The sequence below is a fragment of the Pseudomonas sp. B21-021 genome (assembly GCF_024749205.1).
GTDB classification, from domain to species: Bacteria; Pseudomonadota; Gammaproteobacteria; order Pseudomonadales; family Pseudomonadaceae; genus Aquipseudomonas; species Aquipseudomonas paraglycinae.
The window spans coordinates 1,153,299-1,174,894 of the sequence record NZ_CP087192.1; the positions used below are offsets into that span (position 1 = coordinate 1,153,299).

A 21,596-nucleotide genomic window follows, 5' to 3' on the forward strand; every position below is an offset into this window, starting at 1 on the left:
GCAGCCTTCGCGGGCTGCACGGTTTCAGCCCTTCAATTCCTTCAAATGCTTGTAAACCGTCGCCCGCCCCATGTTCAGCACATTGGCCACATAGTTCGAGGCGCTCTTGCCCTTGAACGCCCCTTCGGCGTGCAGCGCCAGCACCAGTTCGCGTTTGTGATCGCGGGTCAGCAGGTTCAGGCTCAGTTGCCGTTCCCGTAGCCAGGCGTGCAGGAAAGTGTTGATGCGCTCCTGCCAGTCATCGCGAAACAGCGAGTCCGGTTGCGGAATCAGTTTGCTCGGCGAGAGGAACAGGTCCAGCGCAGCCTTGGCGTTCTCGAACAGCGAAATATTCAGGTTGATGCACAGCACCGCCAGCGGGTGCCCTTCGCTGTCGCGCAGCACGGTGCTCAGGCTGCGAATTTTCTGGCCGTCCCAATTGAGCTTTTCGTACGGGCCGATGTTCCGTTCGCTGACGTCGTCGCTGAGCATGTCTTCCAGCGACGATTCATCGCCGATCACCCGTTTCGACAGGTTGTTGGCGATGTAGTCGACTTTCTGCGTGCGCAGGTCATGCAAAACCACTTCGGCGTGGGGAAAGAACAGCGCGGCGATGGCGTCGGCGATGGCGTGGTAGTTGTCCAGCGCGGCGTCATGCAGCTCGGGCGTGTGTTCGGGGGCGGTCATGGCTGTGGAGCTCCAGGCAACGTCAACGCCCCCGTGATCCGGGGGCGTTGCGAGTGTGCCGCAATCCGTCGGGCGCGTCATCCGGGCGGACGGTCAGGCCAGGCGGGCAGGGGCGAGCATGGCGGCGGTCAGGCCGAATTGCTTGAGGTGGTCGGGCAGCGATTCGCCACGTACCAGCGCGGCACTGGCCTGGCCCATCGCCGGTGAAGTCTGGATGCCGTAACCGCCCTGGGCCGCGACCCAGAACAACCCCGGCACCTGCGGATCGAACCCGGAAAGCAAATCACCGTCGGCGACGAAACTGCGCAGACCGGCCCAGGTGCGGGTCGGTCGGCGGATGGTCAGGGTGGTCGCTTCCTCGATCTGGTAGATGCCCATGGCGATGTCCAGTTCTTCCGGTTGCACATCGTGGGGTTCAACCGGGTCGGCATTGGCCGGTGAGCCGAGGAACATCCCGGCGTCGGGCTTCATGTAGAACGATTCGTCGAGACTGACCAGCATCGGCCAGTGGTGGATGTCGACGCCTTCAGGGCCAGCGAAGATGAACGCCGCACGGCGTTTCGGTTGCAGGCCCAGCGGCCGGGCGCCGGCCAGGGCAGCGATCTTGTCGGCCCAGGCGCCGGCGGCGTTGATCACGACGGGAGCGCTGAAGGTCTGGCCGTTGGTCTGCACGTGCCAGATGCCGTCGGCATCGCGGCTCAGGCCGAGCACTTCGCAATCGGTCTGCACCTGGCCGTTGTTGCGGCGGATACCGCGCAGATAGCCCTGATGCAGGGCGTCGGTGTCGATGTCGCTGGCGGTCGGGTCGTAGATTGCGCCATGCACTTTCTCCCGGCGCAGGATCGGCAGCCGCGCGCAGGCTTCATCCGCGCTGAGCAACTGCATCTCCGGCACTGTGGCCTTGGCGCTGAGGTATTGATTGTTCAGCTCGGCGGCGTCGCCGGTGAAGTCCACGGTCATTTCGCCGCGTGGAGTCAGCAGCGGATGCTCGCAGAAGCCGCTGGGCGGATGGTCGAAGAATTCGCGGCTGGCCTGGGTCAGCGCCCGGACCTGCGGAGTGCCGTAAGCGGCGGTGAACAGCGCAGCCGAACGCCCGGTGGAGTGATAGGCCGGGTGCGACTCGCGCTCCAGCACCACAACCTTGCCGTGCTGCGATAGCCAGAAACCGGTGGACGCGCCGGCAATCCCGCCGCCGATGATGATGAAATCTGCATGACTCATGAAAATCTCCGGTGTCAGCGCTGCAATTGATAGACGGCGTTGGCCAGGGCGATGTCTTCCAGGCCCAGACCGATGGAGCGGAAAAACACGTGACGGTTGTAATCGGGGCGATGCACTTTTTCGCTGAGCAGATCCGCCAGGTCACCGATGATCGCGTTGTTGTCCCAGCCATGTCGTTCGCTGGCGATCAGCATCTCGCCGGCCGAGCCCGGGGTGGTCAGACGATAGTCGCAGAACACCTGCATGTCGTTGAGGCTTTGCGGCGGCACTTCGTGGGCGCGCGGTGCGTTGGTGCTGATCGAGGTGATCAGCGCCGGTTTGCTCAAGGTTGCCGGGTCGATCACGGGGCCTGCGGACGAGGTGCAGAGCATGATCACGTCGGCCTCGGCGATGGCGGTTTCTCGGCTGTCGGCGATGTTCACCCGTGGATCGAGGGCTTGCAGTTGGCGGGCGGTGGCCGGGTCTTCGCTCAAGGTCGGCGAGTACACACTGATGCTCTGCCAGTCGCGCAACGTCTTGACGTAATGCAGGTGCGCCTGGGCGACCTTGCCGCTGCCGATGATTGCCAGACGCGTGGCGTTCAACGGGGCGAGGGCATCGACCGCCACGGCGGTGGTCGCAGCGGTGCGGGCGGTGGTCAGTTCGCCGGCATCGCAGAGCATCAGCGGTTGACCGGTCTGCATCGACATCAACAGCGTCCACGCGGTCACCAGCGGGCCTTGTTCGCGAACGATATACGGCGAGGTTTTAACCCCGTACACGCCGTCTTCGGCCAATACGCCGAGATAGTTGATGAAGTCCCCGGCACCCTGGGGGAATTCCACCAGTTGCTGCGCCGGTTGCACCGCATGCCCGGCCGCCAGATCGCGGAACAGCTTGCGCAGGGTCTGCGGCACATCGATCCGGGCCAGCAGCTCGCGGGCCTGGGTTTGGTCGATCACGTAAGGCGTACTGGACATGTCGGACTCCGGAGGTTGTTTCTAAACTAATTTGTCCATTATGGACTTTTAGTGTTGTTGAACAATATACGGGCGAAAAAAAAGCGCAGTCCGTTGCCGGCTGCGCTTCTCTTTATAGTGTCGCTTACTGTGGACGCTTGCGCTCAACCGCCCGCAATAGATGGGTCGGCGGCGTTTCACAGCTGATCTTGCGACCGAGTTTTTCTTCGATGGACGGCAACTGATAGGAGTCATCTTCACCGGCGAAGCTGATCGACACGCCGTCGGCGCCAGCACGACCGGTACGGCCGATACGGTGCACGTAGTCGTCCGGGACTTCCGGCAGGGTGAAGTTGATCACGTGGCTGATGCCGTCGATGTGGATACCGCGACCGGCCACGTCGGTGGCGACCAGCACCCGGATCTTGCCTTCGCGGAAGCCTTCGAGCGTCTTGATCCGCTTGTGCTGCGGCACGTCGCCGGACAGCTGCGCGGCGTTGATGCCGTCACGCACCAGGCGTTCTTCGATACGACGCACTTCGTCCTTGCGGTTGGCGAACACGATCACACGCTCCCAACCGTTGTCGTTGACCAGGTTGAAGAGCAGTTTGTATTTGTCGGCACCGGCCACCGCGTAGATGTGCTGCTCGACGTTTTCGTTGGCCACGTTGGTGACCTCGATTTCGACGATCGCAGGATCAGTGGTCCACTGCTTGGCGAGGTTCATCACGTCATCGGTGAAGGTCGCGGAGAACAGCAGGGTCTGGCGTTCGCTTTTCGGCGGGGTCTGGCGAATGATCTGCCGGACCTGCGGGATGAAACCCATGTCGAGCATGCGGTCGGCTTCGTCCAGCACCATCACTTCGACCATGTCCAGATGCACGTCACCGCGCTGGTTGAAGTCGAGCAGGCGGCCCGGGGTCGCGACGAGGATGTCGCAATGGCGCGCTTCGAGGTGCTTGAGCTGCTTGTCGAAGTCCATCCCGCCGACGAACGTCATGACGTTGAGGCCGGTGTACTTGGTCAGGTCGGCGGCGTCCTTGGCGATCTGCACCACCAGCTCGCGGGTCGGCGCGATGATCAGCGCCCGTGGCTCGCCCATGTAGCGCTCTTTCGGCGGCGGGGTCTGCAACAGCTGGGTGATGATCGAGATCAGGAACGCGGCGGTCTTGCCGGTGCCGGTCTGGGCGCGGCCGATGGCGTCTTTGCCGGCGAGGGTGAAACCCAGCACCTGGGCCTGGATCGGCGTGCAATACGGGAAACCCAGGTCCTGAATGGCGTGCATCAGTTCCGGGGAGAGTTTGAAATCGTGGAAACGGGTCTTGCCTTCCTGCGGCTCGACGACGAAGTCTTCGAGTTTCCAGGGAATCACCGGCGCCTTGGGCTTGGGTTCGCGACGTGGTCTGGCCGGTTTCGGTGCTTCGCTGCGGGCAGGCTCGGTGGCGGGCCCGGCAGCTGGAGCGGGTTTTGGTTCGCGTTGCGACGTCGTGGCGGGCGTCTGGCGGTCGGCCTGGCTGGCATCGCTGCGATGACCGGGGGCGTGCGACGGCGCAGTGGGGACTGGCGCGAGCTGCTCAGCCTCGCTTTTACCGAACATTTTCTTGAGTGCTTTGAGCACGGTCATCTCATCAATTGGTTAAGGAATGTACGCCGGCCAGTGTAATGCAAGAAACGGGCGCGGCGTAGTGGGATGATCAAAGGGCGACCCTTGTCGGAATTGTCAGCGCAGGCGTTCGCTCAACCATGTGCCGATGTCGCGAATTTCTTCGGGTAACACTTCGTGCTCCATTGGGTATTCCTGCCATGTCACGGTGACACCATGGGCCTTGAGATACTCATAAGCCGTGCGTCCCATCGAGTTCTGCACCACGTTGTCGAACTGGCCGTGCAGCGACAGCACCGGAATCCGCTGCTGGCTGGCGGACAACTCCAGTTCATCGCTGAAGGTCGGCGCGTATGTCGATAATGCCAGCACCCCGCCCAACGGTCCCTGCCATTTCAGAAACGCGGTGTGATAGACCACGGCGCCGCCCTGGGAAAAACCGGCGAGGAAAATTCGCGAGGCGTCTATTCCGCTGCTTCGCTGTTCTTCGATCAATTCGATGATGCGGTCGGCGGACGCTTCCAGCTCGTCGCGGTCGATCGCCCGGGCCGGGCTCATGGCTTTGATGTCGTACCAGCTCGGCATGGCATATCCGCCATTTATCGTCACCGGACGGGTCGGCGCCTGGGGCAGGACGAAACGCGTGCTCAGCAGGATTTCCTGAAGCGCTTCGGCCACCGGCAGAAAGTCGTAGCGGTCGGCGCCGAGGCCGTGCAGCCAGATCACGCAGGCGTCTGCGGGCTTAACAGGCTGAAGAATCAAGGGCTCGGTCATGGCTGCTCCAATTGTGTGCGGGCGCTCTCATTGAGTGCGTGATTTGCGTGCGCGCCCGGTTGATCCGTTAAGAAGATGTCGCAAGGCTGCAAGTTTTGCTATTGACCTGTCACTCAATCGCTTCAGCTGCCGGTGTGGTACGGGCTTTGCTATGAGGTAGTCGTGCAATCGATCTCGCGCCTGGCGGTAACACTATCAGTGAACGCCTGGCGACGGGATAGCAAAGAATCCGGTGATGGATGTTCGCCAATGGCCGCAACGGGCTTAGCGAACGTGAAAGGGCTACCGCCCGTTCGGCCGACTGGTGAGAAGTGAGTTGTCCATGATGTGGATTTTCTCCTACTAGACTCATAGCGAAGGTCCTGCGTCGGTTGACCCCAAAAAAAGCCAACACGGGTCAACAACGCCTCAAAAGGGTGCGACTGGACTCAAGCTCCGACACAACAAGAGCAAAACTGGAGGTTTGAATGAAGATGTTGAAATCCACTCTGGCGATCGTGACTGCTGCTGCAGTACTGGGTGTCAGCGGGTTCGCTCAGGCGGGTGCAACCCTGGATGCAGTGAAGAAGAAAGGATTCGTGCAGTGCGGCGTCAGCGATGGCTTGCCAGGCTTCTCGGTTCCGGATTCCACCGGCAAGATCGTGGGTATCGATGCTGACGTCTGCCGCGCCGTGGCCGCTGCCGTGTTCGGCGACGCGACCAAGGTCAAGTTCAGTCAGTTGAACGCCAAGGAGCGTTTCACCGCTCTGCAGTCCGGCGAGATTGACATCCTGTCGCGTAACACCACCATGACCAGCTCCCGTGACGCGGGCATGGGCCTGAAATTCCCGGGCTTCATTACCTACTACGACGGCATCGGCTTCCTGGTAAACAACAAGCTGGGCGTAAAGAGTGCCAAAGAGCTGGACGGTGCAACCATCTGCATCCAGGCCGGTACCACCACCGAGCTGAACGTTTCCGACTACTTCCGCGGCAACGGTCTGAAATACACCCCGATCACTTTCGACACCTCCGATGAGAGCGCCAAGTCGCTGGAGTCCGGTCGTTGCGACGTGCTGACCTCCGACAAATCCCAGCTGTTCGCCCAGCGCAGCAAGCTGGCTTCGCCGAAGGATTATGTAGTTCTGCCGGAAACCATTTCCAAGGAGCCTCTGGGCCCGGTCGTGCGTAACGGCGACGACGAGTGGCTGGCCATCGTGCGTTGGGTTGGCTACGCGCTGCTGAACACCGAAGAAGCCGGCATCTCTTCGAAGAACGTCGAAGCTGAAGCCAAAGCGACCAAGAACCCGGATGTCGCTCGTATGCTCGGTGCAGACGGCGAATACGGCAAAGACCTGAAACTGCCGAAGGACTGGGTCGTACAGATCGTCAAGCAAGTCGGCAACTACGGCGAAATCTTCGAGAAAAACCTCGGCAAGAGCACTCCGCTGGAAATCGACCGCGGCCTGAACGCGCTGTGGAACAACGGCGGCATTCAATACGCACCACCAGTGCGCTGATGGTTCTGTCACCCGGCAGGCCAACTGCCGGGTGACGTTCTGTTCCATTATTTCCGGGGCACTTCATGCAAAATTCAATCGGCGCACCAAAGCAGAGGCTCAGCCTCAGCGATCCACGAGTGCGTGCGTGGGTATTTCAGATCATCACCATCGTGGCGGTGGTCTCCCTGGGCTGGTATCTGTTCGATAACACCCAGACCAACCTGCAACACCGGGGTATCACTTCGGGGTTCGACTTTCTCGAGCGCAGTGCCGGGTTCGGCATCGCTCAACACCTGATCTCCTACACCGAAGCGGACAGTTATGCCCGGGTGTTTGTCATCGGCCTGCTAAACACGCTGCTGGTGACCTTCATCGGTGTGATCCTGGCCACGATCCTCGGCTTCATCGTCGGCGTGGCGCGCCTGTCGAAGAACTGGATCATCGCCAAACTGGCAACGGTGTACGTGGAGGTTTTCCGTAACATCCCGCCACTGCTGCAGATCCTGTTCTGGTACTTCGCGGTGTTTCTGACCATGCCAGGGCCGCGCAACAGCCACAACTTCGGCGATACCTTCTTCGTCAGCAGCCGTGGCCTGAACATGCCGGCTGCGTTGATGGCCGACGGTTTCTGGGCATTCGTGATCAGCATCGTGGTGGCCATCGTCGCCATCGTGCTGATGAGCCGTTGGGCCAACAAGCGATTTGAAGCCACTGGCGAGCCGTTCCACAAGTTCTGGGCCGGTCTGGCCTTGTTCCTGGTGATCCCGGCGGTGTGCGCGCTGATCTTCGGTGCCCCCGTGCACTGGGAAATGCCGAAGCTGCAAGGCTTCAACTTCGTCGGTGGCTGGGTGCTGATTCCGGAACTGCTGGCCTTGACCCTGGCGCTGACGGTGTACACCGCGGCGTTCATCGCCGAGATCGTGCGTTCGGGCATCAAGTCGGTCAGCCACGGCCAGACCGAGGCGGCGCATTCGCTCGGCCTGCGCAACGGCCCGACCCTGCGCAAGGTGATCATTCCGCAAGCGCTGCGGGTCATCATCCCGCCGCTGACCAGCCAATACCTGAACCTGGCGAAGAACTCTTCGCTGGCGGCCGGTATCGGTTATCCGGAAATGGTTTCGCTGTTCGCCGGCACCGTGCTGAACCAGACCGGTCAGGCGATCGAAGTCATTGCCATCACCATGAGCGTGTACCTGGCGATCAGCATCAGCATTTCCCTGCTGATGAACTGGTACAACAAGCGCATCGCGCTGATCGAGCGGTAAGGAATAGCGCATGAGTACTCATACTTTCAAACCCGACATGCCACCGCCGGCCAAGGTCTTCGGCCCGATGGCGTGGATCCGCGCGAACATGTTCTCCAGCTGGCTCAACACCCTGCTGACCCTGTTCGCGTTCTACCTGATCTACCTGGTGATTCCGCCGATCCTCAGCTGGGCGATCATCGATGCCAACTGGGTCGGCACCACCCGCGCCGACTGCACCAAGGACGGCGCCTGCTGGGTCTTCATCCAGCAGCGTTTCGGCCAGTTCATGTACGGCTACTACCCACCGGAACTGCGCTGGCGCGTGGACCTGACCGTGTGGCTGGCGGTCATCGGCGTGGCACCGCTGTTCATCAAGCGCGTGGCGCACAAGGCGGTGTACGGCCTGAGCTTCCTGGTGGTCTACCCGATTGTTGCCTGGTGCCTGCTGCATGGCGGCGTCTTCGGCCTCGACACCGTGGCGACCAGCCAGTGGGGCGGTCTCATGCTGACCCTGGTGATCGCCACTGTCGGCATCGCCGGTGCGTTGCCGCTGGGGATTGTCCTGGCGCTGGGTCGACGCTCGAACATGCCGGCGATCCGTGTGGTCTGCGTGACCTTCATCGAGTTCTGGCGCGGCGTGCCGTTGATCACGGTGCTGTTCATGTCCTCGGTGATGCTGCCGCTGTTCCTGCCTGAAGGCATGAACTTCGACAAGCTGCTGCGGGCGCTGATCGGCGTGATCCTGTTCCAGTCGGCGTACGTCGCCGAGGTGGTGCGCGGCGGTCTGCAAGCGATCCCCAAGGGCCAGTACGAAGCCGCGGCCGCGATGGGTCTCGGTTACTGGCGCGCCATGGGCCTGGTGATTCTGCCGCAAGCCCTGAAGCTGGTGATTCCCGGCATCGTCAACACCTTCATCGCGCTGTTCAAGGACACCAGCCTGGTGATCATCATCGGCCTCTTTGACCTGCTCAACAGCGTCAAGCAAGCCGCTGCCGATCCGAAATGGCTGGGCATGGCCACCGAAGGCTACGTGTTCGCCGCCCTGGTGTTCTGGATTTTCTGTTTTGGTATGTCGCGCTATTCCATGCACCTGGAACGCAAGCTCGACACTGGCCACAAGCGTTAGGAGTTTTTTCGATGAGCGAAGCAATCAAAAAGCCAGTGGGCCCTGAAGGCATCATTCAGATGCAGGGCGTGAACAAGTGGTACGGCCAGTTCCACGTGCTGAAAGACATCAACCTCAACGTGCGTCAGGGCGAGCGTATCGTGCTGTGCGGCCCGTCGGGTTCCGGCAAGTCCACCACCATCCGCTGCCTCAACCGTCTGGAAGAGCACCAGCAGGGCCGCATCGTGGTCGATGGCGTGGAGCTGACCAACGACCTCAAGCAGATCGAAGCGATCCGCCGTGAAGTCGGCATGGTGTTCCAGCACTTCAACCTGTTCCCGCACCTGACCATCCTGCAGAACTGCACCCTGGCGCCGATGTGGGTACGCAAGATGCCCAAGCGCAAGGCCGAGGAAATCGCCATGCATTACCTGGAACGCGTACGCATTCCGGAGCAGGCGCACAAGTACCCGGGGCAATTGTCCGGCGGTCAGCAGCAGCGTGTGGCGATCGCCCGCGCGTTGTGCATGAAACCGAAAATCATGCTGTTCGACGAACCGACCTCGGCACTCGACCCGGAGATGGTGAAAGAGGTGCTCGACACCATGATCGGCCTGGCCGAAGACGGCATGACCATGCTCTGCGTGACCCACGAAATGGGCTTCGCCCGCACCGTGGCCAACCGCGTGATCTTCATGGACAAGGGCGAAATCGTTGAGCAGGCGGCGCCGAACGACTTCTTCGACAATCCACAGAATGATCGGACCAAGTTGTTCCTGAGTCAGATCCTGCATTGATATCTGATGCATAAAACAAACCCGGCCTTGTGCCGGGTTTGTTTTTTGGGAGTCAGGAAACGGTGAGGGTTTCGTGCTCTTTGTGCTCGGTATACTTGAAGGCGCTCCTCAGATCCGCCCCTTCACCCAAGGCTTTCGCATCGGCGAGCAAGTGCGGATAGCGATCGAGCAGGCGCATCAGCAGCATCAACGCCTTCGGCGGAAGCACTTCGCCGCGCTCATAGCGGGAAAATGCGTTGTGTCCGCCACCAGACAGCAGTTGCACCGTTTCTTTTTGCGTCAGGTGCAATTTGCGCCGGATGCGCTTCATCTCGTTACCGATCATTTGTCGGGCAGCAATCACCAGATCATCACCGGCTTGCGTGTAGCGTTCTGCACTATCGGTATCGGCGTCCCACTCGACCTCACCGCATTTGCGACATTCCCAGCCAGCAAGGTCATCGATACGACGTTCCATGCCTTTGACACTGATGGTTTCGCCGCGGCCCTCGAAATGTGTCATTCCCTCACGTGCACCGCAGCTGAAACATTGCCGGGTCTTCATTGGTTTTTCTCCTTGAAGGAGATTACCGGTGGGCCACCTTCGGGGCGGTATGTCACCTTGATGTAAATCTCCAGATCGTGTGAGTGCGTGTGATAAACGTCCTGCCAGACTCGATGATCGTCATAGGTGGTCATCGACTTGTACAACATCCTGTTCTGCAGTTCGAAAACGATTTCTTGCATCTCTATGATGCTGAAGCCGAGATCCAGTCCGGTTTTTTCTGCGCTCTTGGTGAATGCCTGTCTTCCCCGTCGCCTGACCTCAGCCTTGATCACCACCAAGTCGTAATGGGGTGTGTTCTTTTCCATAAGAAACCAAAACCCTGTCCCTGAAATTACCCTTAAAGGGTAATTTTGACTAATCGAAAATCCCGCTCCATTTGCCTCTCTCTGACCCTAGGTGGTTGCCGTCCTACACGGAGCTGACTAACATGTCAGAAAATTCATCCCATGATTGGATGAAAGGGCGAATCCTATGTCAGACATTTCTCCACTCATTAAGCGATCCCTGGTCGATCAGGCCCTGGATCAGTTGCGCCAGCGCATCACCGACGGCACGTGGCAGGTCGGTCAGCGTTTGCCGACCGAGCCCGAGCTGTGTGCCGAGCTCGGCATCAGCCGCAACACCGTGCGCGAGGCGATGCGGGTGCTGGCGTTTTCCGGGTTGATCGAAATTCGTCAGGGTGACGGCAGTTACCTGCGGGCGGTGGTCGATCCGATGGACACGCTCAAGGCGCTGTCCAAATGCTCGCTTGATCAGGCCCGGGAAACCCGGCACATCCTTGAAGTCGAGGCCATCGGCCTGGCGGCCTTGCGCCGGACCGATGAAGACCTCGTCGCACTGCGTGAGGCGCTGGGTGTCGCCGGCAGCCACTATCACGGCGACCTCGACAGTTACATCCGCTGCGACCTGGTGTTTCACCGCCGTCTGGTGGATGCCGCGCACAACCCGACCCTCAGCGAGCTGTATCGCTATTTTTCCAGCATCGTCGGCGCGCAATTGCGCCAGACCCTGAACATCGTCCCCCGTCGACAGGAAGTCTTCGATTTGCACGTCGCCTTGCTTGAGGCTGTCGAGCAGCGCGATCCGGAGCGGGCCAAAGCCCTGTCGAGGCAGTTGATCAATGAACCTTGAAACCGAGAAAACCATGTCCCGCCCAGAAGTCTCCACAGCACCCGTTCGCAAGGCCGAGCTCGAAGAGTTGCTGATCGATGCCGAGGCCGATGACGAGCAGGTGCAGCAAAGCCATCCGCTGGTACGGCGCCCGTGGCTGTTGCTGCTGGGGCTGATTCTGGTGGCGTTGAACTTGCGCCCGGCGCTGTCGAGCATGGCGCCGCTGCTCAGTGATGTGTCGAAAAGCCTTGGTTTGTCAGCTGCTCAGGCAGGTTTGCTGACGACGTTGCCGGTGCTCTGCCTCGGTCTGTTCGCTCCGCTGGCCCCGATACTCGCGCGGCGTTTCGGTGCCGAGCGGGTGGTCTTGGGGATTCTTCTGACACTGGCCGGCGGCATCATCCTGCGCAGCAACTTCGGTGAAATCGGTCTGTTCGCCGGCAGCGTGCTGGGCGGCGCGAGCATCGGCATCATCGGCGTGTTGCTGCCGGGCATCGTCAAGCGTGACTTCGCCAAGCATGCCGGCACCATGACCGGCGTCTACACCATGGCCCTGTGCCTGGGCGCGGCGATGGCGGCGGGTTCCAGTGTGCCGCTGAGCGAACACTTCGATCACAGCTGGGCCATGGGCCTGGGTTTCTGGGTGATTCCGGCGCTGGTGGCGGCAGTGTTCTGGCTGCCGCAAATCGGCCAGAAGCACGGCGCGCACAATGTCGCGTATCGAGTGCGCGGTCTGCTGCGTGATCCGCTGGCCTGGCAGGTGACCTTGTACATGGGCCTGCAATCGTCGCTGGCCTACATCGTGTTCGGCTGGTTGCCGTCGATCCTTATAGGTCGCGGGCTGACGCCGACCCAGGCCGGCCTGGTGCTGTCCGGTTCGGTGATCATCCAGCTCGCCAGCTCCCTGGCGGCACCGTGGCTGGCCACGCGCGGCAAGGATCAGCGGCTGGCGATCGTGGTGGTGATGGCGCTGACCCTCGGCGGCCTGTTCGGTTGCCTCTACGCGCCGATCGAAGGCCTGTGGGGCTGGGCGATCCTGCTGGGCCTGGGGCAGGGTGGTACGTTCAGCCTGGCGCTGACCCTGATCGTGCTTCGCTCGCGGGATTCCCATGTCGCGGCGAACCTGTCGAGCATGTCCCAGGGCTTCGGCTACACCCTCGCGTCCATGGGGCCGTTCGCGGTCGGCGTCGTGCATGACTGGACCGGTGGCTGGAACGCCGTGGGCTGGATCTTCGGCATTATCGGTGCCGGGGCAATCCTCGCCGGCCTCGGTGCCGGACGTGCGCTGTACGTGCAGGTGGCAAGCGAAAAGGTCTGATACGCACACACTGTCGGTATTCGGAATGCGAATGCCGATAGTGTTTCGGGCGTTTGCGGATTATCGTGCTGGCAATCTGTACCTTTCCTGGAGATTGCCCATGAGTGAAGAAGCCCACAGCGCCCTGATCACCCGTTTCTACCAGGCTTTCCAGCGCCTCGACGCCGAGGCCATGGCCGCCTGCTACACCGACGACGTGGTGTTCAGCGATCCGGCCTTCGGCGAGCTGCGCGGCCGCGATGCCGGCGACATGTGGCGCATGCTCACCACCCGGGCCAAGGACTTCTCCCTGACTTTCGACAACGTCCGCGCCGACGAGCGCAGCGGCGGCGCCCACTGGGTGGCGACCTACCTGTTCAGCCAGACCGGCAACATCGTGATCAACGACATCCAGGCACGTTTCGTCTTCCGTGACGGCAAGATCTGCGAACACCACGACCACTTCGACTTGTGGCGCTGGTCGCGGCAGGCGCTGGGCTTCAAGGGCCTGCTCCTTGGCTGGACGCCGCTGGTGCGCAACGCCGTCCGCGCCCAGGCGCTGAAAGGGCTGAAGGCATTTCAGTCGAGTCGCTGATAAGATCGCGGCCTGTTTTCCTTACGCCTGAATTGTCCCGTGACCAGCCTCAGCGAAAATCCTCTCGATGCCGACGTTCCAGTGAGCAAGTCCTGGTTCGTCTACCTCGTACGCGCCGCCAACGGTTCGCTGTACTGCGGGATCAGCGATGATCCCGTGCGCCGCTTCGCCAAGCATCAGAGTGGCAAAGGGGCGCGATTCTTTCTCTCAAGCCCGGCGATGGCGCTGGTCTACACCGAGCGTTGTCGCGACAAGGGTGATGCGTTGCGTCAGGAGCGGTTGATCAAGAAGCTCAGGAAGAGTGCGAAGGAATGTCTGGTGGCGTCTTATCGCCCGGACTGAATAAGCCCTCAAACCTTATAGATATCCCTTCCGTGGAGGAGGCACGTTGCATAAACGACAGGCAAGAAAAAACCGCCCTTGTAGGCGGTTTTTTCTGTAAACCTCGGTTTGCGGCCGGGGTTTATTGCATCTCACTGGATACACTGGCGCAGGCCAAGAGTATTCGTCTTTACGTCCCCAGGCAAGCCTTGAAACACCCATTCCAGAGAATGCGATTTTGAGCTCATTTGTTTAAATGACGGTATAGCAATCCGATTACTATTCGTCCGCTCGCATGCCAATGCAGCTTTGAGGTCTGGCTGATCGACGTAACGGTTTCATGCCCTCTGACATGGGGTTGCTCCCGTGCCGGAATGATTTTTCAGGGGGATCACAACCGGCCGCCTCATTGGATACATTGGCGTGTATTCCGAAGGCGTACGTGGTCCGGTAAGCACGCTGGAGGTTTGGCCCCCCACCGGAGGTCAAAACGTATGAAGCTTTTGCTGCGTACTCTGAGCCTCGTATGGAGGTCGTTCAAAGCGTTTCGCTTTTACGAGTTCCTGCGAGATCACTTCGATGACCTGATGTAGGGTCATTGATGTGGGAAGCCGTCTCAGCCTTGGCTGAGGCGGTTTTTTAGTGCCTTATCAACCTGACTGATCAGTTCCCATCAGCCGGATCCGTAGGCTGCGAACGAATTGCGCGCTAAGCTGCTGGCTCACTTTCTGTGCGGCGGAGCCGAGCATGTCCGAGTTGATTCTGCATCATTACCCGACCTCTCCATTCGCCGAAAAGGCCCGGCTGCTGTTGGGTTTCAAGGGCTTGTCCTGGCGTTCGGTGCACATCTCGCCGGTGATGCCGAAACCGGATCTGACCGCCCTGACCGGTGGCTACCGCAAGACCCCGGTGTTGCAGATCGGCGCCGATATCTATTGCGACACCGCGCTGATCGCCCGCCGCCTCGAGCAGGAAAAGGCCCAGCCTTCATTCTTCCCGGAAGGTCAGGAAATGATCGCCGCCAGTTTCGCCGCCTGGGCCGATTCGGTGGTGTTCCAGCACGCGGTGAGCCTGGTGTTCCAGCCGGAATCGGTGGCAGTGCGTTTCGGCAAGTTGCCGCCGGAAGCGATCAAGGCGTTCCTCGCAGATCGGGCCGGACTGTTCAGCGGTGGCAGCGCGACCAGGCTGTCAGCCGAGCAGGCCAAGCACAATTGGCCGACCCTCATGGCGCGTCTGGAGCAACAGTTGCAGCGTGAAGACGGTGACTTCCTGTTCGGTGAACCGTCGATTGCCGACTTCGCCATGGCTCATCCGCTGTGGTTCCTCAAGGCCACTCACGTGACGGCGCCTTTGGTGGATGCTTATCCGGCGGTGTCGGCGTGGCTGGGGCGTGTGCTCGGTTTTGGCCATGGCGCGGCCAGCGAGATGAGTTCGGAGGAAGCACTGGAGATCGCGCGCAGCTCGACGCCTGCGGCGTTGCCGGACGAGGAATTCACTGATCCGAACGGGTTCGTGGCAGGTCAGCAGGTGCTGATCGCCGCGACAGACTACGGCGTTGATCCGGTGGCCGGTGAGCTGGTGTTTGCCGGTCGAGAGGAGATGATCCTGCGTCGTGAAGACGAACGTGGCGGGTTGGTGCATGTGCACTTCCCGCGTTTCGGTTTCCGAATCGAGAAACGCTGAAACAACTGAGGGAGCCGAATGGCTCCCTCGTTCATTTCAGTGCAGCGAGAATCTCGTCCGGATCAAACCCGCGAATCAACGTGCCATTGACGTCGATCAGCGGAATCCCGCGTCCGCCCAGCGCTTCATACGCCTTGCGTGCCTCGGTGTCCTTCTCGATATCGAATTCCTTGAACGGAATGCCTTTCTGATCGAGAAAGCGCTTGGTCTGCTTGCAGTAGCCGCACCAGTCCGTGGCGTACAGCACGACCCTGGCGTTGGCGCGGACCTGCTCGGACGCCATCTGCGACGGGTTGAACACCCGCTCGATCTTGCCCCAGTTCTGATAGACCACGACCACCAGCAGAACCAGCAGAACCTTTTTCAGCACATTGCCGAGCATCAGTTGCGACGCTTCAACTGATCGGTGAGCGAGGTCGGCAGGCCTTTGATGACCAGCGTCCCGGCTTCTTCGTCGTATTCGATCTTCGAGCCCAGCAGGTGCGCTTCGAAGCTGATCGACAGGCCTTCGGCGCGACCGGTGAAGCGGCGGAACTGGTTGAGCGTGCGCTTATCCGCCGGGATCTCCGGCGACAAGCCGTAATCCTTGTTGCGGATGTGATCGTAGAAGGCCTTCGGGCGTTCTTCGTCGATCAGCTCAGACAGTTCTTCCAGGCCCATTGGCTCGCCGAGCTTGGCCTGGCTGCTGGCGTAGTCGACCAGGGTCTTGGTCTTTTCGCGGGCGGAATCTTCCGGCAGGTCTTCGCTCTCAACGAAGTCACTGAAAGCCTTGAGCAGGGTGCGGGTTTCGCCCGGGCCGTCGACCCCTTCCTGGCAGCCGATGAAGTCGCGGAAGTACTCCGAGACCTTCTTGCCGTTCTTGCCCTTGATGAACGAGATGTACTGCTTGGACTGCTTGTTGTTCTGCCACTCGGAAACGTTGATCCGCGCCGCCAGGTGTAGTTGACCGAGGTCGAGGTGGCGCGACGGGGTCACGTCCAGTTGATCGGTCACTGCCACGCCTTCGCTGTGGTGCAGCAGGGCGATGGCCAGGTAATCGGTCATTCCTTGCTGATAGTGGGCGAACAACACGTGGCCGCCGACCGACAGGTTCGATTCTTCCATCAGTTTCTGCAGGTGCTCGACCGCGACCTTGCTGAACGCGGTGAAATCCTTGCCGCCTTCCATGTATTCCTTCAGCCAGCCGCTGAACGGGAACGCGCCGGACTCCGGATGGAACAACCCCCAGGCTTTGCCCTGTTTGGCGTTATAGCTCTCGTTCAGATCGGCGAGCATGTTCTCGATGGCTGCGGACTCAGCCAGTTCGGAGTCACGGGCGTGCAGGACTGCGGGTGTGCCGTCGGGTTTTTTGTCGATCAAATGGACGATGCAATGACGGATCGGCATAGGCTTCTCGGCTGGTGGAAGGGAGGAGGGCGGGCTCCCCCGAAAAAGCGCTAAGTGTACCGCAACCACTGGATTTGGCGCGGGGTGAAGGGCAAATCCGCGTCACCCGACGGCCCTTATGCATTTATTTACCGATTTAGCGCAATAAACCTGACCATTTGGCTAGCTAGAGGCGGATATTTCCTTGTCTCTGTGCTAGTTTTGCCCGGTCTTGTGCGAAGTCACCGCGACAAGCATGCATTCAGCTTTTGTCAGGTCGAACCAAACCTTGATTTCGGCATCTATAACCCCGACTCGTCGTGGTTATCGCCGAGGGTGCCAGATCCAGAAGATCGGGCTCGATGGCTGACACTGCACTCTGCAATCCATATGAATTTGATAGGGAAGGAACACTACATGGCTCTTACTAAAGACCAACTGATCGCCGACATCGCTGAAGCTATCGACGCGCCGAAAACCACCGCGCGTGCCGCTCTGGACCAACTGGGCCAAATCGTTGCCGATCAGCTGGAAAACGGTGCCGAAATCACTTTGCCAGGTATCGGCAAGCTGAAAGTGACCGAGCGTCCTGCCCGCACTGGCCGTAACCCATCGACTGGCGCTGCCATCGAAATCCCTGCCAAGAAAGTGATCAAGCTGGTTGTGGCCAAAGGCCTGACCGACGCTGTGAACAAGTAAGACGCAGCGATAAAAAAAACCGTGCACCGGAGCGATCCGGGCACGGTTTTTTTGCGCCTGCTGTTTGTGTTTCAGCAGTAGCGGCGGCTGCTTGCGATCAAGCGCCGCCCCGGTTGAAACGTATTACTTGCGAACCCAGCGTTCGCGCCGCCAGATCTGCTGCTCGGACTTGGTCTGGAAGGTCCAGGCGACGAAGCGGCTCTGCTTCTGCCCCTGGGACATTTCCACCACCTGGCTTTCCAGCGCGCCGACCTTTTTCAGCGCGGTTTCGATGGCAGGCAGGTTCGAAGCTTTCGAGACCAGGGTGCTGAACCACAACACCTTGTGCGCAAAGTTCGCACTTTCGGCGATCAGTTGCGTCACGAAACGCGCTTCGCCGCCTTCACACCACAGTTCGGCCGATTGCCCGCCGAAATTCAGCACCGGAAGTTTGCGTTTCGGATCGGCCTTGCCGAGGGCTCGCCACTTACGCTCGCTGCCCTTGGTGGCTTCTTCCATCGACGCGTGGAACGGCGGGTTGCACATGGTCAGGTCAAAGCGCTCGCCAGGCTCCAGCAGGCCGATCAGGATGTGCTTGCGGTTCTCCTGCTGGCGCAGCTGGATGACCTTGTTCAGGTCGTTGGACTTGACGATGGCCTTGGCCGCGGCCACGGCGGTCGGATCGATCTCCGAGCCGAGGAAGTGCCAGCGATATTCGCTGTTGCCGATCAGCGGATACACGCAGTTGGCGCCCATGCCGATATCCAGCACATTGACGATGGCGCCGCGCGGAACCACACCGTCGTTGTTGCTGGCCAGCAGGTCAGCCAGGAAGTGGATGTAGTCGGCACGGCCCGGCACCGGCGGGCACAGATAATCGGCCGGGATGTCCCAATGCTGGATGCCGTAGAACGACTTGAGCAGTGCCCGGTTGAACACACGCACCGCATCGGGACTGGCGAAGTCGATGCTTTCCTTGCCGTACGGGTTGGTGATCACGAACTTCGCCAGTTCCGGCGTGGTCTTGATCAGCGCCGGGAAGTCGTAACGACCCTGATGGCGATTGCGCGGGTGCAGGCTGGCTTCTTTACGCGGTTCCACGGGCTTGGCCGGGGTGGCGGAGTCAGGCTTCTTGCGCGCAGGTTTCGGTGTACGTGGGGCGTTCATGGGCGTGGTCGATTCGGGTAGGGCTGAAAGTGGCGGCCATTGTCCCACAGGGAGCCGAGTTGTTGGCCGGAAAAGTGCCGGGCACAAAAAAGGGAGGCCGTTGCGGGCCTCCCTTTTTCAGTGCGATTTGCCGTTACAGGCTGGCAATCCGCGCGTGCTGCTCGGCCAGCTTGCCCAGAGCCTGTTCGGCTTCGGCCAGTTTGGCGCGTTCCTTCTCGATGACTTCGGCCGGGGCCTTGTCAACGAAACCGGCGTTGGACAGCTTGCCGCCAACGCGCTGGACTTCACCCTGCAGACGCAGGATTTCCTTGTCCAGACGCGCCAGCTCGGCGTTCTTGTCGATCAGGCCGGCCATCGGCACCAGCACTTCCATCTCGCCAACCAGCGCGGTCGCGGACAGCGGTGCTTCTTCGCCGGCGGCCAGTACGGTGATCGATTCCAGACGCGCCAGCTTCTTCAGCAGCGCTTCGTTCTCGGTCAGGCGGCGCTGGTCTTCAGCGGTGACGTTCTTCAGGTAGATCGGCAGCGGTTTGCCCGGGCCGATGTTCATTTCGCCACGGATGTTGCGTGTGCCGAGCATCAGGCCCTTGAGCCATTCGATATCGTCTTCGGCCGCCGGATCGATGCGCTCTTCGTTGGCCACCGGCCACGCTTGCAGCATGATCGTCTTGCCCTGAATGCCGGCCAGCGGCGCGATGCGCTGCCAGATTTCTTCAGTGATGAACGGCATGAACGGATGCGCCAGGCGCAGCGCCACTTCCAGTACGCGAACCAGCGTGCGGCGGGTACCGCGCTGACGCTCGACCGGCGCGTTTTCGTCCCACAGCACTGGCTTGGACAGTTCAAGGTACCAGTCGCAGTACTGGTTCCAGATGAACTCGTACAGCGCTTGTGCCGCCAGGTCGAAACGGAACTGATCCAGTTGACGGGTCACTTCGGCTTCGGTGCGTTGCAGTTGCGAAATGATCCAGCGATCCGCCAGCGACAGCTCGTAAGCTTCGCCGTTCTGGCCGCAGTCTTCGCCCTTGTCCAGAACATAACGCGCGGCGTTCCAGATCTTGTTGCAGAAGTTGCGATAGCCTTCGACGCGGCCCATGTCGAACTTGATGTCGCGACCGGTGGACGCCAGCGAGCAGAAGGTGAAGCGCAGGGCGTCGGTGCCGTAGCTGGCGATGCCGTCGGCGAACTCGTCGCGGGTCTGCTTCTCGATCTTCTTCGCCAGTTTTGGCTGCATCAGACCGGAAGTGCGTTTCTGCACCAGGGTTTCGAGCTCGATACCGTCGATGATGTCCAGCGGGTCCAGGACGTTACCCTTGGACTTGGACATCTTCTGGCCCTGGCCATCACGTACCAGACCGTGCACATAAACGGTCTTGAACGGAACCTGCGGCGTGCCGTCCTCGTTCTTGATCAGATGCATCGTCAGCATGATCATCCGGGCAACCCAGAAGAAAATGATGTCGAAGCCCGTCACCAGCACGTCGGTGGAGTGGAATTTCTTCAGGAACTCGGTCTTTTCCGGCCAGCCCAGGGTGGAGAACGTCCACAGGCCCGAACTGAACCAGGTGTCGAGAACGTCGTTGTCCTGTTGCAGCGCAACGTCCGGACCGAGGTTGTGCTTGGCGCGCACTTCGGCTTCGTCGCGGCCGACGTAGACTTTGCCCGACTCGTCGTACCAGGCCGGAATCCGGTGGCCCCACCACAGCTGACGGCTGATGCACCAGTCCTGGATGTCGCGCATCCACGAGAAGTACATGTTTTCGTACTGCTTCGGCACGAACTGGATACGGCCGTCTTCAACGGCAGCAATCGCAGGCTCGGCCAGCGGCTTGGTGGACACGTACCACTGGTCGGTCAGCCACGGCTCGATGACGGTGCCGGAGCGGTCGCCTTTCGGCACTTTCAGGTTGTGATCGTCGACGCTGACCAGCAGGCCGGCGGCGTCGAACGCGGCCACGATCTGCTTGCGCGCTTCGAAACGCTCGAGACCGGCGTACTCGGCCGGAATCTTGCCGTCGATGCTGTCGTTCAGCGTGCCGTCGAGGTTGAACACCTGGGCCGCAGGCAGCACGTTGGCGTTCTTGTCGAAGATGTTCAGCAGCGGCAGGTTGTGGCGCTTGCCGACTTCGTAGTCGTTGAAATCGTGGGCCGGGGTGATTTTCACGCAGCCGGTGCCGAATTCAGGATCGCAGTAATCGTCGGCGATGATCGGGATGCGGCGGCCGACCAGCGGCAGCTCGACAAATTTGCCGATCAGGGCTTTGTAGCGCTCGTCGTTCGGGTTCACCGCGACGGCGGAGTCGCCGAGCATGGTTTCCGGACGGGTGGTCGCGACGATCAGGAAATCGTTGCCTTCAGCGGTTTTCGCGCCGTCGGCCAGCGGGTACTTCAGGTTCCACAGGAAACCTTTCTCGTCGTGGTTTTCCACTTCGAGGTCGGAAATCGCCGTGTGCAGCTTGGTGTCCCAGTTGACCAGACGCTTGCCGCGATAGATCAGACCGTCTTCGTGCAGGCGCACGAAGGCTTCTTTAACGGCTTCCGAGAGGCCGTCATCCATGGTGAAGCGCTCGCGGCTCCAGTCCACGGACGAGCCGAGGCGACGGATCTGACGGCTGATGTTGCCGCCGGACTGATCCTTCCACTCCCAGACTTTCTCGAGGAATTTTTCCCGGCCCAGATCATGGCGGTTCTGGCCCTGGGCTTCGAGTTGACGCTCCACCAGCATCTGCGTGGCGATACCGGCGTGGTCGGTGCCCGGCTGCCACAGGGTGTTGCGACCCTGCATGCGGCGGAAACGGATCAGGGCGTCCATGATCGCGTTGTTGAAACCGTGACCCATGTGCAGGCTGCCGGTGACGTTCGGCGGCGGGATCATGATGGTGTAGGAGTCGCCCGCGCCTTGCGGGGCGAAGTAGTTCTCGGACTCCCAGGTGTTGTACCAGGAAGTTTCAATGGCGTGCGGCTGGTAGGTCTTATCCATGCGCGGCGGGACCCTATTGGCATT

General features: G+C 60.7%; 21 protein-coding genes. 10 read left to right on the top strand and 11 right to left on the bottom strand.

From position 1 onward, the window contains the following. Nucleotides 1-24: 24 nt before the first annotated feature. From LOY31_RS04975 to LOY31_RS04995, 5 genes are all read right to left on the bottom strand, one after another. On the bottom strand, nt 25-666 hold the full coding sequence (locus LOY31_RS04975; protein WP_258712922.1) for a transcriptional regulator: 642 nt from the start codon (nt 664-666) through the stop codon (nt 25-27). A gap of 93 nt (nt 667-759) precedes the next feature. Then, nucleotides 760-1,887 carry an FAD-binding oxidoreductase gene (locus LOY31_RS04980; RefSeq protein WP_258712923.1) on the bottom strand — a complete coding sequence of 376 codons (1,128 nt, stop codon included), beginning with the start codon at nt 1,885-1,887 and terminating at the stop codon, nt 760-762. Between the two features lie 14 nt (nt 1,888-1,901). Beyond that, complete coding sequence (locus LOY31_RS04985) at nt 1,902-2,846, bottom strand: ornithine cyclodeaminase family protein (RefSeq protein WP_258712924.1); 945 nt, start codon at nt 2,844-2,846, stop codon at nt 1,902-1,904. Between the two features lie 124 nt (nt 2,847-2,970). Then, nucleotides 2,971-4,449 (bottom strand): ATP-dependent RNA helicase RhlB, encoded by a 1,479-nt coding sequence (gene rhlB / locus LOY31_RS04990; protein ID WP_221533438.1) that lies wholly within the window; start codon nt 4,447-4,449, stop codon nt 2,971-2,973. A gap of 96 nt (nt 4,450-4,545) precedes the next feature. After that, a complete protein-coding gene (locus LOY31_RS04995) occupies nt 4,546-5,202 on the bottom strand; it encodes an alpha/beta hydrolase (RefSeq protein WP_085608149.1) in 657 nt (218 codons plus the stop codon). Nucleotides 5,203-5,669: 467 nt separating this feature from the next. Here LOY31_RS04995 and LOY31_RS05000 point away from each other — a divergent pair, with 467 nt between their 5' ends. From LOY31_RS05000 to LOY31_RS05015, 4 genes are all read left to right on the top strand, one after another. Continuing rightward, entirely contained in the window at nt 5,670-6,701 is a 1,032-nt protein-coding gene (locus LOY31_RS05000) for an amino acid ABC transporter substrate-binding protein (RefSeq protein ID WP_007957332.1), read from the top strand. Between the two features lie 65 nt (nt 6,702-6,766). Continuing rightward, nucleotides 6,767-7,948, top strand: coding sequence for an amino acid ABC transporter permease (locus tag LOY31_RS05005; protein WP_258712925.1), 1,182 nt, complete (start codon nt 6,767-6,769; stop codon nt 7,946-7,948). 10 nt (nt 7,949-7,958) lie between these two features. Next, nucleotides 7,959-9,056, top strand: a complete 1,098-nt coding sequence (locus LOY31_RS05010; RefSeq protein WP_007957335.1) for an amino acid ABC transporter permease — start codon at nt 7,959-7,961, stop codon at nt 9,054-9,056. A gap of 11 nt (nt 9,057-9,067) precedes the next feature. Further along, on the top strand, nt 9,068-9,832 hold the full coding sequence (locus LOY31_RS05015) for an amino acid ABC transporter ATP-binding protein (protein ID WP_007957337.1): 765 nt from the start codon (nt 9,068-9,070) through the stop codon (nt 9,830-9,832). A 52-nt stretch (nt 9,833-9,884) separates the two neighbouring features. Here LOY31_RS05015 and LOY31_RS05020 read toward each other — a convergent pair whose 3' ends face one another. Together LOY31_RS05020 and LOY31_RS05025 are read right to left on the bottom strand one after the other, a co-directional pair. Next, nucleotides 9,885-10,376: a type II TA system antitoxin MqsA family protein gene (locus tag LOY31_RS05020; protein ID WP_085608151.1), complete on the bottom strand. Its 492-nt coding sequence runs from the start codon at nt 10,374-10,376 to the stop codon at nt 9,885-9,887. Beyond that, the gene (locus tag LOY31_RS05025; protein WP_074691191.1) at nt 10,373-10,684 is read right to left on the bottom strand and encodes a type II toxin-antitoxin system MqsR family toxin; all 312 of its coding nucleotides are present in this window, start codon (nt 10,682-10,684) and stop codon (nt 10,373-10,375) included. The genes LOY31_RS05020 and LOY31_RS05025 overlap by 4 nt, the downstream gene beginning before the upstream one ends. 166 nt (nt 10,685-10,850) lie before the next feature. Here LOY31_RS05025 and LOY31_RS05030 point away from each other — a divergent pair, with 166 nt between their 5' ends. The 5 genes from LOY31_RS05030 (at nt 10,851) to LOY31_RS05050 (ending at nt 15,382) form a co-directional block, all read left to right on the top strand. Next, nucleotides 10,851-11,510: a FadR/GntR family transcriptional regulator gene (locus LOY31_RS05030; protein WP_007957343.1), complete on the top strand. Its 660-nt coding sequence runs from the start codon at nt 10,851-10,853 to the stop codon at nt 11,508-11,510. Continuing rightward, nucleotides 11,500-12,804 carry a CynX/NimT family MFS transporter gene (locus tag LOY31_RS05035; RefSeq protein ID WP_258712926.1) on the top strand — a complete coding sequence of 435 codons (1,305 nt, stop codon included), beginning with the start codon at nt 11,500-11,502 and terminating at the stop codon, nt 12,802-12,804. Before LOY31_RS05030 ends, LOY31_RS05035 begins: the two co-directional genes overlap by 11 nt. 100 nt (nt 12,805-12,904) lie before the next feature. Further along, the gene (locus LOY31_RS05040; RefSeq protein ID WP_258712927.1) at nt 12,905-13,378 is read left to right on the top strand and encodes a nuclear transport factor 2 family protein; all 474 of its coding nucleotides are present in this window, start codon (nt 12,905-12,907) and stop codon (nt 13,376-13,378) included. Between the two features lie 39 nt (nt 13,379-13,417). Then, on the top strand, nt 13,418-13,720 hold the full coding sequence (locus LOY31_RS05045; protein WP_064593561.1) for a GIY-YIG nuclease family protein: 303 nt from the start codon (nt 13,418-13,420) through the stop codon (nt 13,718-13,720). Nucleotides 13,721-14,446: 726 nt separating this feature from the next. Further along, nucleotides 14,447-15,382 carry a glutathione S-transferase family protein gene (locus tag LOY31_RS05050; protein WP_085608155.1) on the top strand — a complete coding sequence of 312 codons (936 nt, stop codon included), beginning with the start codon at nt 14,447-14,449 and terminating at the stop codon, nt 15,380-15,382. A 31-nt stretch (nt 15,383-15,413) separates the two neighbouring features. On the opposite strand, the gene LOY31_RS05055 is transcribed toward LOY31_RS05050, so the two are convergent. Then, complete coding sequence (locus LOY31_RS05055; protein ID WP_085608156.1) at nt 15,414-15,764, bottom strand: glutaredoxin family protein; 351 nt, start codon at nt 15,762-15,764, stop codon at nt 15,414-15,416. Continuing rightward, a complete protein-coding gene (yejK, locus tag LOY31_RS05060; protein ID WP_007957356.1) occupies nt 15,764-16,768 on the bottom strand; it encodes a nucleoid-associated protein YejK in 1,005 nt (334 codons plus the stop codon). Before yejK ends, LOY31_RS05055 begins: the two co-directional genes overlap by 1 nt. A gap of 396 nt (nt 16,769-17,164) precedes the next feature. Between yejK and LOY31_RS05065 the strand changes: the two genes are divergently transcribed. After that, nucleotides 17,165-17,446, top strand: coding sequence for an HU family DNA-binding protein (locus tag LOY31_RS05065; RefSeq protein ID WP_007957357.1), 282 nt, complete (start codon nt 17,165-17,167; stop codon nt 17,444-17,446). Between the two features lie 123 nt (nt 17,447-17,569). Here LOY31_RS05065 and rlmF read toward each other — a convergent pair whose 3' ends face one another. Both rlmF and LOY31_RS05075 read right to left on the bottom strand, forming a co-directional pair. Further along, nucleotides 17,570-18,592: a 23S rRNA (adenine(1618)-N(6))-methyltransferase RlmF gene (rlmF, locus tag LOY31_RS05070; protein ID WP_258712928.1), complete on the bottom strand. Its 1,023-nt coding sequence runs from the start codon at nt 18,590-18,592 to the stop codon at nt 17,570-17,572. Between the two features lie 133 nt (nt 18,593-18,725). Then, nucleotides 18,726-21,572: a valine--tRNA ligase gene (locus tag LOY31_RS05075; protein WP_258712929.1), complete on the bottom strand. Its 2,847-nt coding sequence runs from the start codon at nt 21,570-21,572 to the stop codon at nt 18,726-18,728. Between the last annotated feature and the right edge of the window lie 24 nt (nt 21,573-21,596).

Excerpts from the sequence above, each read along its gene's own strand:
- rlmF (WP_258712928.1), bottom strand. The coding sequence starts at position 18,592 with ATGAACGCCCCACGTACACCGAAACCTGCGCGCAAGAAGCCTGACTCC.
- LOY31_RS05020 (WP_085608151.1), bottom strand. The coding sequence starts at position 10,376 with ATGAAGACCCGGCAATGTTTCAGCTGCGGTGCACGTGAGGGAATGACA.
- yejK (WP_007957356.1), bottom strand. The coding sequence starts at position 16,768 with ATGCCGATCCGTCATTGCATCGTCCATTTGATCGACAAAAAACCCGAC.
- LOY31_RS05010 (WP_007957335.1), top strand. The coding sequence starts at position 7,959 with ATGAGTACTCATACTTTCAAACCCGACATGCCACCGCCGGCCAAGGTC.
- LOY31_RS05030 (WP_007957343.1), top strand. The coding sequence starts at position 10,851 with ATGTCAGACATTTCTCCACTCATTAAGCGATCCCTGGTCGATCAGGCC.
- LOY31_RS05065 (WP_007957357.1), top strand. The coding sequence starts at position 17,165 with ATGGCTCTTACTAAAGACCAACTGATCGCCGACATCGCTGAAGCTATC.
- LOY31_RS05040 (WP_258712927.1), top strand. The coding sequence starts at position 12,905 with ATGAGTGAAGAAGCCCACAGCGCCCTGATCACCCGTTTCTACCAGGCT.
- LOY31_RS05005 (WP_258712925.1), top strand. The coding sequence starts at position 6,767 with ATGCAAAATTCAATCGGCGCACCAAAGCAGAGGCTCAGCCTCAGCGAT.
- LOY31_RS05025 (WP_074691191.1), bottom strand. The coding sequence starts at position 10,684 with ATGGAAAAGAACACACCCCATTACGACTTGGTGGTGATCAAGGCTGAG.
- LOY31_RS05055 (WP_085608156.1), bottom strand. The coding sequence starts at position 15,764 with ATGCTCGGCAATGTGCTGAAAAAGGTTCTGCTGGTTCTGCTGGTGGTC.
- LOY31_RS05035 (WP_258712926.1), top strand. The coding sequence starts at position 11,500 with ATGAACCTTGAAACCGAGAAAACCATGTCCCGCCCAGAAGTCTCCACA.
- LOY31_RS04995 (WP_085608149.1), bottom strand. The coding sequence starts at position 5,202 with ATGACCGAGCCCTTGATTCTTCAGCCTGTTAAGCCCGCAGACGCCTGC.
- LOY31_RS05050 (WP_085608155.1), top strand. The coding sequence starts at position 14,447 with ATGTCCGAGTTGATTCTGCATCATTACCCGACCTCTCCATTCGCCGAA.
- LOY31_RS04985 (WP_258712924.1), bottom strand. The coding sequence starts at position 2,846 with ATGTCCAGTACGCCTTACGTGATCGACCAAACCCAGGCCCGCGAGCTG.
- LOY31_RS04975 (WP_258712922.1), bottom strand. The coding sequence starts at position 666 with ATGACCGCCCCCGAACACACGCCCGAGCTGCATGACGCCGCGCTGGAC.
- LOY31_RS04980 (WP_258712923.1), bottom strand. The coding sequence starts at position 1,887 with ATGAGTCATGCAGATTTCATCATCATCGGCGGCGGGATTGCCGGCGCG.
- LOY31_RS05015 (WP_007957337.1), top strand. The coding sequence starts at position 9,068 with ATGAGCGAAGCAATCAAAAAGCCAGTGGGCCCTGAAGGCATCATTCAG.
- LOY31_RS05000 (WP_007957332.1), top strand. The coding sequence starts at position 5,670 with ATGAAGATGTTGAAATCCACTCTGGCGATCGTGACTGCTGCTGCAGTA.
- rhlB (WP_221533438.1), bottom strand. The coding sequence starts at position 4,449 with ATGACCGTGCTCAAAGCACTCAAGAAAATGTTCGGTAAAAGCGAGGCT.
- LOY31_RS05075 (WP_258712929.1), bottom strand. The coding sequence starts at position 21,572 with ATGGATAAGACCTACCAGCCGCACGCCATTGAAACTTCCTGGTACAAC.